The following is a 10,742-nucleotide window of genomic DNA, read 5'->3' on the forward strand; positions in this document are numbered from 1 at the left end:
TCTCCCGTTCGACGGTTCAGGCAGATCCTGCTCCGCAGACCTCCCGGGGGCGAGGGTACAAAGCCCCGAACCTCTCAGCCGGCGGGTTGGGAGGACTGCTCCGCCCGCCGCTTGACGCCCAGCAGCATGCCGCGGGTCATCAGCGCCATCACCGGGCCGGCGGCCTCTGCGCCGAGCGCCTCACCGGGAACCCGCATCCGCGAACGGGTGCGCACCAGCAGCCGGCAGCGGTCCTCCCAGAGCGCCCGGACGTGAAACGACCACACGCCGTCCATCGGCACATCCGGTGGCAGCATCCGCAGCACGATGGACCGGCCCTCGATGAGCTCCACCACCGGAAGGGCGATCCCCTCGCGCAGGCCCATCCAGCCGCGAGGGACCAGCCGCACCACATCACCGACGGCCAGCTGCTGCCACTCCGGGTGGATCCGGTCGGCGTTGCGCCGCTTGAGGCCGAACAGGTTCTCCAGCTTCTCGTAGCTGTAGAGCCCGCCGCGGTCCTGACCCATCTGAACCAGCCATGGCCACACCCCGGCGGCCGGAGCGTCGATCCAGATGCCCTCGGTGGTCTGGACCGCCGGCTCGCCCACCAGTTCGTCGCCGGGCAGGGCGGTCGCGCACTCCTCTTTGGTGGTCCCCCAGTTCCGGTAGTACTGCCGGGCGGCCAGCAGCCCGGCGCCGGCGGCGGCACTGCCGGCCAGGCGAATCCACATGGGACTCAGTCTCCCACCGCCGGACCGGCGACACACAGCACCTCGTCGAGGCTTGCGGTCCGCAGCCCGGCGGCGAGCGCCTGCCCGCCGAGGGTGGCGAATCCGCCGGCTCCCAGCACCAGGTCCAGCCGGGCCGTGTCGAACATGGCGGGGCCGCTGGCCGCCGCGTCGGCGATCACATAGCGCCCGGTGCGCTCGGCCCGCCGGGCCGCCTCATCGGCCGGGATGGCGCCGGTCAACCCGGATGCGTCGCCGTAGTTGACCCCGACCTGGAACACCTCCGGCTCGATGTCGAGGATCGCCGTCAGCCGGCCGATGAGCGGATCGGGCGCGAAGAAAACCCAGTTCGACCCCAGATGCAGCCAGAACCGCGCCTCGACGGCGGAGCGAATCCCGGCCAGGTCGGTACCTGCGACCTGACCGAACTCCAGGAATCCGTAACGCGCCCGCAGGCTTTGGCGGTCCGGGTCGGACAGTCCGGCGTCGACCACGAGAAAACGCCCGATCCGATCCAGGTCCTGACAACTCCGCAGGAAGGAGTTCAGCGAGCGCTCCGCAGCGGACCGGTCCGGCCCGGCGACCAGGGTGACGGTGACGTCTCCGCCGAGCGGAACCGGCATGCCGTCGACGACCTCCTGCGGGTAGGCCAGCGCTGCGTCGATCATCGTCGGGACCGAGAAGTCGCGGTTCGCGGCGATCCGGCCGCGCTCGTCCTCGGGCAGTCCGCCGAGTTGAAGAAGGTTGCGGCACAGGGTGAACGACTCGCCGTGCCGGCCGATCCAGTATCCGCACACCGCCTGCTCGTCGACCGCCCGCCAGGCGTAGACGTCGGCATCGACGAAGAGTTTCTCGTGGTCGCAGAAAGGGATCCGGGCGGCGCGCTCCGCGAAGAGGTAGCCGGCCAGGTACCGCTCCTCGATCCGGTATCGGACGGCGATCGCGTGCAGCGGTTCGGCGCGGATCGGCCGGAACTCCCACGCGCGCAGGAACGCGTCCTGAACGTCCGGCAGTGGCGCATCCAAGTGCGACAGGGAGATCCCGACCCGGTACATCGCGAAGAACGACTCTTCATCCCATCCGCTCATGACGGCCCGGCGTGCGTACCAGTCCCGGGCGCCGGCGAAGTCGCCGAGATCGAAGTAGCTCTGGGCGAGGTAGAACGCCGACCGCGCGTCCGTCGGGTCACGCTGCACCTGGGCCAGCAGCAGATCCCGATCCCGCGCGTACTTGTCCGCGTCGAGGTTTCTGCTGCCGAGCCTGCGCGATTCGATGTAGTAGTCGCCCTCGAGGCGTCCCTGGGTCACCGGCTGGTCACAGTTGACGAACTCGTGGACGACCCCGACGTAGTACCAGGGCAGGCCGTCGCGGAAGAGCTGGTAACGCCAGTAGACGAAGCCGACACCGTCGCTGTAGCGCATCTCGTAGGCGTCGGTGTCGAGCCCGGCGAAATCGATTGTGCCCATGACGATGTCGTCGGCGTCGAGGACCCAGATGTAGTCTCCGTGCCCCTGGGCCAGGGTCAGCGCCTCTGAGCGATTGCGGCCGAAGTCCTGCCAGGGCCTTTCATGCAGCTCGCCCGGAATGTCCAGCGCGGCCATCCGGCCGCGCACGACGTCCTGGCTGCCGTCCACCGAGCCGGTGTCGACGATCACCCAGGAGTCGATGTAGGGCGCGATGGAATCGAACAGCTCGCCGATGATGTGTGCCTCGTTTCGGATGATCATGTTGAGGCAGATCCTGGGCCGGGCCCTCGTAGCGTCGGACATGGCTCCATTGGAACCCAGGCGCGGCCGGATCGGCCCCATCTTGCCGACTCACGGCCCCGGGTTTTGTGGACTTCGGGCCCTACCGGGCGGCGGCCGGGCGTGTTCGGATTACCGGGGCGGGAATCGGGGAACCCGTCCGGGGGAAGGAATGAGGAGATGACACGAGCGATACGGCGCCAGCAACCGCGGCGGGTGTTCCGGGACCGCCGGGAGGCGGGCCGGGTTCTGGCCGGCATGCTCGGCGCCTACCGCGGCAGGCCGGGCGTGGTCGTGCTGGGACTGGCCCGGGGCGGCCTGCCGGTCGCCTACGAGGTGGCCCGCGGCATCGGCGCGCCGCTGGATGCGTTCATCGTGCGCAAGCTGGGGGCGCCGGGGCATGAAGAGTTCGCGGTCGGGGCGCTGGCCAGCGGCGGCCGGGTGGTGGTCAACGACGACGTGCTGCGCGGCCTGCGGATCACCCCGGAGCAACTGCGCGAGGTCGCCGACCGGGAGGCCCGCGAGCTGATCCGCCGGGAGGCCGCCTACCGCGGCGGTCGGCCCCCGCTGGACGTCACGGGCAAGACGGTGATCCTGGTCGATGACGGACTGGCCACCGGATCGTCGATGATGGCCGCCGTGCAGGCGCTGCGCGAGTCCCAGCCGGCCGAGATCGTCATCGCGGTGCCCGCCGCCCCGGAGTCCACCTGCCGGGAGTTCGCCGGGATCGTCGACGACGTGGTGTGCGCGTCGATGCCCACCCCGTTCCTGGCGGTGGGCGAGTCGTTCTGGGACTTCACCCAGGTCACCGACGAACAGGTGCGCGAACTGCTGGCAGCGCCGACCACCGGCGCCCCGCCCCCGCCGGCCGGACCGACGCCGGCGGACCTGGTGGCCCGCGCCGCCATCGACGCCCCGGGCGGCGTACCGCCCAAGGACGTGCTGGAGGATCTGATCGGCGAGGCCCGGGTGGTGCTCATCGGCGAGAGCTCCCACGGCACTCATGAGTTCTACGAAGCCCGCGCCGAGATCACCAAATGGCTGATCGAGGAGAAGGGATTCAATGCCGTTGCCGCCGAGGCGGACTGGCCGGACGCCTATCGGGTGAACCGGTACGTCCGGTGCCTGGGTCCGGCAACCGGGGGCGACGACTCCGCCGAGGCGGCGTTGCGCGGCTTCGAACGCTTCCCGGCGTGGATGTGGCGCAACACCGTGGTGCGCGACTTCGTCGGCTGGCTGCGCTGGCACAACGGACGCCGCGCGGCCGACGGGGGGCGGCAGACCGGCTTCTACGGCCTTGACCTCTACAGCCTGCACCGGTCGATGCAGGAGGTCGTCGGCTATCTCGAGACGGTCGACCCGCGCGCTGCGGCCCGCGCCCGGGCGCGCTATGCCTGCTTCGATCATTCCGCCGGCGACGACGGCCAGGCCTACGGGTACGCGGCCGCGTTCGGCGCCGGCCCGAGCTGCGAACGCCAGGCCGTCGAGCAACTCGTCGAGATGCAGCGCAACGCCTGCGCATACCTCGGCCGCGACGGCGAACCGGCCGAGGACGAGTTGTTCTACGCCCAGCAGAACGCGATGACGGTGCGCAACGCCGAGGCCTACTACCGCGGCATGTTCGCCGGCCGTGTCACCTCGTGGAACATGCGCGACAAGCACATGGCCCAGACGCTGTCCGCCCTGCTCGACCACCTGGACCGGGCCGGCGGGCCGGAACCGGCGCGGATCGTGGTGTGGGCGCACAATTCCCACGTCGGCGACGCCCGCGCCACCGAGGTCTCCGCCGACGGCCAGCTCACCATCGGCCAACTGGCCCGCCAGCGGTACGGCGACGAATGCCGGTTGATCGGGTTCTCCACCTACACCGGAACTGTGACCGCCGCCAGCGACTGGGGCGGCATCGCCGAACGCAAGGCCGTGCGAGCGGCCCTGCCCGGCAGCATCGAGGAACTGCTGCACGAGACCGGCAAGACCGAGTTCATGATCGCCATGCACGACGGTTCGCCGGCCTCCGAGGCGCTGGAGGTGGTCCGGCTCAACCGGGCCATCGGGGTGATCTACCTTCCGCAGACCGAACGGCAGAGCCACTACTTCCATGTGCGGCCGTCCGACCAGTTCGACGCGATGATCCACATCGACTCCACCCGGGCGCTGGAACCACTGGAACCGACCAGCGTGTGGGTGGCCGGACAGAACCCGGAGACCTACCCGACCGGTCTGTGAGTGAATGGCCGCGTGGACATCGTCACGCTGTGCATGAACCCCGCCCTGGACATCACCACCAGCACGCCCGAGGTACGCCCGACCGACAAGCTGCGGTGCGCGACGCCGCGCTACGACCCCGGTGGAGGTGGGATCAACGTCGCGCTGGTATCCGGGGTGCTGGGCGCGGAGTCGATGGCGGTGTTCCCGGCCGGCGGTCCGGCCGGCGAGCTGGTGAACACGCTGCTGGTTGCCGAAGGCCTTGCCGTGCAACGTGTCCCGATCGGCGGCTCGACCCGGGAGAGTTTCACCGTCAACGAGACCAGCACCGCCGGCCAGTACCGGTTCGTCCTGCCCGGACCGGAGCTGACGGTATCCGAACAGGCCGAGTGCCTGCTGACGCTACGGCAGGCGGCGACCTCGGCGGCGGTCGTGGTGGCCAGCGGCAGCCTGCCGCCCGGGGTACCCGAGGACTTCTATCAGCAGGTGGCCACCGCGTGCGAGGACCTTGACGCGAAGTTCCTGCTCGACACCTCCGGCGGCGGGCTGCGGCATGTCAACTCCGGGGTTCACCTGCTCAAGCCCAGCCTGCGGGAGTTGCGCGAGTGCGTCGGCCGGGAACTGCCCGGCGAGGCCGAGCAACTCGCCGCGGCGCGGGAGCTCATCGACCGCGGCGCGGCGCGGTGCGTCCTGGTGTCGCTGGGCGCCCGGGGCGCCCTGCTGGCCACCGCCGATAGCGCGCACCGGTTCGACCCGGTGAGCGTGCCACCGGGCAGCGGGGTGGGGGCCGGCGACGCGATGGTCGCCGGCGTGGCGGTCGGGTTGACCCGCGGCTGGCCGCTGACCGAAGCGGTGCGACTGGGGGTCGCGGCCGGGGCGGCCATGCTGCTCACCCCGGGTACCGCGCCGTGCACCAGGGAGGACGCCGAGAGGCTGTTCGCCCAGACACCGGCCGCGGTCCCGGTGACGTAGGCGACAGTCTTCGGCGAGAATGACGAGATGGCCCAACAGCACGCGGAGCCGTCGATCGTCGTCGGCGTCGACGGGTCTCGCGCCGGGGAGCGCGCCGCGCTGTGGGCCCTCGACGAGGCGATCGGCCGCGACCTTCCGCTTCGTCTGGTCGCCGCCGCCGAGGACGCCGGCGCCCTGGCGACGGCGGAGGCTGCGCTGCGCTCCGCCGTCGCGGCCCTGGACCCGGCCGGACAGCCGGTCCGGGTGGACGCCTCCGTTGCCGTCGGCGACCCGACACCGGTGCTCGTCGACGCCTCCCGCCGGGCGGCGATGATCTGCGTCGGGGCCCCGGGGCTGCGGCAATCCGAGCGCCCGCGGGTCGGCTCGACCGCGGCGGCGCTGGTGGCCGCGGCGCACTGCCCGGTCGCGGTGGTCCGCGCGAGTGAGCGGCCGGCCCCGGCCGGTCCGGGCTGGGTGGTCGTCGAAATCGACCCGACCCCGGACTCCGCCGCCGTCCTGCAGTACGCGGTCGAGGAGGCCCGGATGCGCCGGGCTCCGCTGCGGGTGCTGGGCACCTGGCAGTCCGGCGAGCACGGCGCCGCCGCCGTGGCCGACGCCGGCCGCGTGGTCCGCGCGCAGCTTGACCGGAACCTGGAGAACTGGCGGCGGCGCTACCCCGACCTCGACGTGGCGCCGGTCGCCGTGCACGGAAGCGGGCTGGGCTACCTGGCCGAGAACGCCCAGGCGATCCGGCTTGTCGTCCTCGGCGCGCGCAACACCGCCGCGGTCGGCGAACTGCTCGGACCGGACGGACTGGCCGCCCTGCACGGAACCGACTGCTCACTGCTGGTCGTCGACAGCCAGCGTCTGCTCTGAGGGCGCCCGGCCGGATATGGTTGCAGCCATGGTCAAGGTCTTCCTGGTCGACGACCACGAGGTGGTGCGGCGGGGCCTGATCGACCTGCTCAGCTCCGACGCCGATCTGGAGGTCGTCGGGGAGGCGGGATCGGTCGCCCAGGCGATGGCGCAGATCCCGGTGCTCAAGCCCGACGTCGCCGTCCTCGACGTGCGACTGCCCGACGGCAACGGGATCGAACTCTGCCGCGACCTGCTCTCGAAGATGCCCGACCTGCGCTGCCTGATGCTGACGTCGTTCACCTCCGACGAGGCCATGCTCGACGCCATCCTGGCCGGGGCGAGCGGCTACGTGGTCAAGGACATCAAGGGCATGGAACTGGCGACCGCGATCAAGGACGTGGGCGCCGGGCGCTCGCTGCTGGACAACCGGGCCGCGGCCGCACTGATGGCCCGGCTGCGCGGCGCCGCCGAGCGCTCCGATCCGTTGTCCGGGCTGACCGACCAGGAGCGGGTGCTGCTCGGCCTGCTCGGCGAGGGACTGACCAACAAGCAGATCGCCGCGCGGATGTTCCTGGCCGAGAAGACCGTCAAGAACTATGTGTCGCGGCTGCTGGCCAAGCTCGGGATGGAAAGGCGCACCCAGGCGGCGGTGTTCGCATCCAAGCTCGACCAGCAACGCCGCCGCTGATGGCCGAGGACCCGTCCTCACCGGGGCTGCGCGACACCCTCTCGCAGCTTCGGCTGCGCGAACTGCTCGCCGAGGTGCAGGACCGGGTCCACCAGATCGTCAAGGGGCGCGACCGGCTCGACGGCCTGGTCGAGGCCATGCTGGTGGTCTCCTCGGGGCTGGACCTGGACACCACCCTGCGGACGATCGTGCAGACCGCCGCAGAACTGGTCGACGCCCGCTTCGGAGCGCTCGGCGTGCGCGGCGGCGACGGTGTCTCCGAGGACGGTCTCGTCGAGTTCATCACGGTCGGCGTCGACGAGGGACTGCGCGCGCGGATCGGGGAGCCGCCGTCGGGACGCGGGGTCCTGGGCGTGCTGATCGAGGATCCCAAACCGATCCGCCTCGACGACATCAGGCGGCATCCGGACTCGGTGGGGTTTCCGCCGAATCACCCCCCGATGCGCACCTTCCTCGGGGTTCCGGTGCGCATCCACGACGAGGTCTACGGCAATCTCTACCTGACCGACAAGAACAACGGCCAGCCCTTCAGCGCCGACGACGAGGTCCTCGTCGAGGCGCTGGCCGCCGCCGCGGGCATCGCGATCTCCAACGCCCGCCTCTACGAGCAGGCCCGCGCCCGCCAGTCCTGGATGGAAGCCACCCGGGACATCGCCACCGAACTGCTCCGGGGTGCCGAACCCGCCGGGGTGTTCCGGCTCATCGCCGAGGAGGCGCTGCGTCTGACCGGGGCCCGCGCGGCACTGGTCGCGGTACCCGCCGACACCGAGATCCCGGCGGGCGACGTCGACGAACTGACCATCGTGGAGGCCGCCGGCGCCGCCGGTGAGCCGGCGAACGCCGCACCGGTCCGCGTGCCCGGCAGCGCGATCGGGGACGTGTTCGGCAACCGCGTCCCGCGCCGGGTCACCGATGTCACCGACGCCGCCGTGGCCGACCTGGTCGCCGACGCGGGCCCCGCGCTGCTGTTGCCGCTGCGGACCACCGACACCGTCGCCGGTGTGCTCGTGGTGTTGCGACGACGGGGGGCGCAGGGATTCACCGACTCGCAGTTGGCGATGACGGCCGCCTTCGCCGACCAGGCCACCCTGGCCTGGCAGCTGGCCAACACCCAGCACCGGATGCGTGAACTCGATGTGATCGCCGACCGCGAGCGGATCGCACGCGACCTTCACGACCACGTCATCCAGCGACTGTTCGCGGCCGGGCTGTCCCTGCAGGGCGCCATCGCCCGGGCCGGCTCGCCGGAGGTCGCCCAGCGGCTCACCGACACCGTCGACGAGCTTCAGGCCGTGATCCAGGAGATTCGCGGAACGATCTTCGACCTGCACGGCGGAACGCCCGGAACGACGCGACTGCGACAGCGGATCGAAGAGGCCGTCGCCGCGTTCGCCGGCCAGGGACTGCGGACCGGTGTGCACTTCGTCGGGCCGCTGTCGGTGGTGGACGCGACGCTGGCCGATCACGCCGAAGCAGTGGTCCGGGAGGCCGTGAGCAACGCGGTGCGCCATGCCCGGGCCCGTAATCTGACGGTCGACATCCGGGTCGAGGACGAGTTGAGCGTCGAGGTGATCGACGACGGACGCGGGATGCCCGCCGCGGTCACCCCGAGCGGGCTGGCCAACCTCGACGCCCGCGCCGCCGAGGTGGGTGGCAGGCTCACCCTCGGTGCCGCACCCGACGGGGGGACCGTGCTGCGCTGGACCGCCCCGCTGCCGTAAAGCAGGCCCCGCTGTGGATCAAAAAATGCCGGCCCCTTCCGAGTAAGGGGCCGGCATTTTGGTCTCTGCGGTCAGCCGGCGCGGCCGGCCTTGGCCCGCTTGCCGGCGCCGGACTGAGCTGCCTTGGCGGCGCGCTGCGCGAGCCGCTTACCCAGGACGGCCCGCTTCGGGGCCGCCGAGGCCTCAGTCCGGGCCGCGGCCGGACCGGTGGCCTCGGGCTCGGTGGAGGTCTCCGCCGGCTCGCCCTTCTCGGCTGCCGCCGGGGCTTCGATCGACTGCGGGGAGTCCGGGGAGTCCGATTCCGGGGAGTCCGATTCCGCGGCAGTGCCGGCGAGGTCCGTCAGGTCCGCCTTGGCCTTCCTGGACCTGGACGACAGTTTTTCGGCCGCCGCAGCCCGGGGGGAAGTCGCCGTCGCGCGCCCGTCGGGGGCTGCCGAGTCGCCGGTGCCCGACGGCCCGGCCGACTCGGCCGGCGCCGTCACGGCCTGCGCGTTGTCCGCGGGAGCCGCAGCGACCGCCGCCGTCTTCGCCGCCGCAACCGCGGCCGCGGTCCTGGGGGGACCCAGCAGGAATCCCAGCGCGGGGATCAGCTTCCCGGCGTAGGCGATCACGCCGTTGACGCCGGTGCCGTACTCCGTCGGGTCGCCCGGGGCCTTGCCCGTGACGTAGACGCTGGCGATCGGGCCGACGACGGGAAGCTTGTACACGAGCGAGGAGACCGCCGTGGTGATCGCCGAGGCGACAGCCGCACCGACGTTGCCGCCGGTGACAGCCGCCTTGACCGCCTGGGTGATCAGACTGTCGACCCCGAACAGGGCGGCGGTCTGAACGTAGGCGACCGCGGCCAGGCCGCCCGCGATCGGATTGCCGCTCTTGGCGCCCACCTCGAAGAAGTAGTTCTCCAGGTTGTAGGGGTCCTGGAGGATCCTGTCGACCACGTAGTACACCAGCCCGTTGGGCCCGGTGAGCCTGACGTCGTTGTTGAACTCCCCGGGGTAGTACGGGTCGTCGGGTCCGAGGACTTCGCCGTAGCCGACCTGTGAAATGACGAACAGGTCCGGAACCTGGAGGTTGGCTGCCGCCAGCCGGTACTGAGCCGTCGACGACGACGGCAGTCCGGCCACCTGCCCGGGTGCCACGACCGGCGTCGCGGCGGCGATCGCGGCGACACCGACAAGGGCCACGCCGGTGGCCGTGAACGACCGCGTCATGGGGGCCATGGATGAGCTCCTTCAAAGACCTGTCTGAAATTTCACTTAGATGAAGTTAAGAGACTAGACGGTCCTGTCACCGCGTACAACATTTCGGGCGGCACCGCGGCACGACCACGTCCGTAACAGCGGTATCTCCGGTATCACCTGTCGCAAGGCGACGGGCGGGTCCCCGTCGGGTCTCAGCGCCTGGCGACGATCACCGGCATCCGGGCGCCGTGCACCACCGCGGTGCTCACCGACCCCAGCAGCATCCCCGCGAAGCCGCCCCGGCCGTGGCTTCCCACCACCAGCAGCTGGGCCGACTCGGCCTGCTCGAGCAGCTGGTGGGCCGGCCGGTCGGCGACGACGACGCGGCGCACGAGCACGTCGGGGAAGCGCTCCTGCCAGCCCGCCAGCCGCTCGCCGAGGGTCTCCTCGCCCAGAGCCTGGAGCGTCGACCAGTCCGCGCCGGGGAACTCGAACACCCCGCTGTCACTCCAGGCGTGCACCGCCACCAGGTCGACGCCGCGCAGCGAGGCCTCCTCGAAGGCGACCGCGAGCGCGGACTCCGAGGCCGGCGACCCGTCCACCCCGACGACCACCGGCGCCAGCGACGGGTGCGGCATCAGCGGGTCCTCGTCGTGGATGATCGCCACCGGGCAGTGCGCGTG

At 71.4% G+C, this 10,742-nt stretch carries 9 protein-coding genes; 5 read left to right on the top strand and 4 right to left on the bottom strand.

The features are described from left to right. Positions 1-74 precede the first annotated feature (74 nt). Positions 75-713 (bottom strand): SRPBCC family protein, encoded by a 639-nt coding sequence (locus ACKOQ4_RS13435; RefSeq protein WP_526292622.1) that lies wholly within the window; start codon positions 711-713, stop codon positions 75-77. Between the two features lie 5 nt (positions 714-718). Next, a complete protein-coding gene (locus ACKOQ4_RS13440) occupies positions 719-2,479 on the bottom strand; it encodes a glycosyltransferase (protein WP_526292623.1) in 1,761 nt (586 codons plus the stop codon). Between the two features lie 156 nt (positions 2,480-2,635). Between ACKOQ4_RS13440 and ACKOQ4_RS13445 the strand changes: the two genes are divergently transcribed. The 5 genes from ACKOQ4_RS13445 to ACKOQ4_RS13465 are packed head-to-tail and all read left to right on the top strand — an operon-like array spanning position 2,636 to position 8,878. Continuing rightward, complete coding sequence (locus tag ACKOQ4_RS13445) at positions 2,636-4,681, top strand: erythromycin esterase family protein (RefSeq protein WP_526292625.1); 2,046 nt, start codon at positions 2,636-2,638, stop codon at positions 4,679-4,681. After that, positions 4,682-5,632, top strand: a complete 951-nt coding sequence (locus ACKOQ4_RS13450) for a 1-phosphofructokinase family hexose kinase (protein ID WP_526292627.1) — start codon at positions 4,682-4,684, stop codon at positions 5,630-5,632. A 27-nt stretch (positions 5,633-5,659) separates the two neighbouring features. Then, positions 5,660-6,487, top strand: coding sequence for a universal stress protein (locus ACKOQ4_RS13455; protein WP_526292629.1), 828 nt, complete (start codon positions 5,660-5,662; stop codon positions 6,485-6,487). A 28-nt stretch (positions 6,488-6,515) separates the two neighbouring features. Then, positions 6,516-7,157: a hypoxia response regulator transcription factor DosR/DevR gene (dosR, locus tag ACKOQ4_RS13460; protein WP_526292631.1), complete on the top strand. Its 642-nt coding sequence runs from the start codon at positions 6,516-6,518 to the stop codon at positions 7,155-7,157. Further along, the gene (locus ACKOQ4_RS13465) at positions 7,157-8,878 is read left to right on the top strand and encodes a GAF domain-containing sensor histidine kinase (RefSeq protein WP_526292633.1); all 1,722 of its coding nucleotides are present in this window, start codon (positions 7,157-7,159) and stop codon (positions 8,876-8,878) included. The genes dosR and ACKOQ4_RS13465 overlap by 1 nt, the downstream gene beginning before the upstream one ends. Positions 8,879-8,949: 71 nt before the next feature. Here the strand turns inward: ACKOQ4_RS13465 and ACKOQ4_RS13470 are convergent, their stop codons facing one another. After that, on the bottom strand, positions 8,950-10,098 hold the full coding sequence (locus ACKOQ4_RS13470) for a hypothetical protein (RefSeq protein WP_526292635.1): 1,149 nt from the start codon (positions 10,096-10,098) through the stop codon (positions 8,950-8,952). 173 nt (positions 10,099-10,271) lie between these two features. Then, the coding region (locus ACKOQ4_RS13475) for a universal stress protein (protein WP_526292637.1) at positions 10,272-10,742 on the bottom strand (471 nt) is incomplete at its 5' end.

Source organism: Mycobacterium sp. (assembly GCF_046095365.1).
GTDB lineage: Bacteria > Actinomycetota > Actinomycetes > Mycobacteriales > Mycobacteriaceae > Mycobacterium.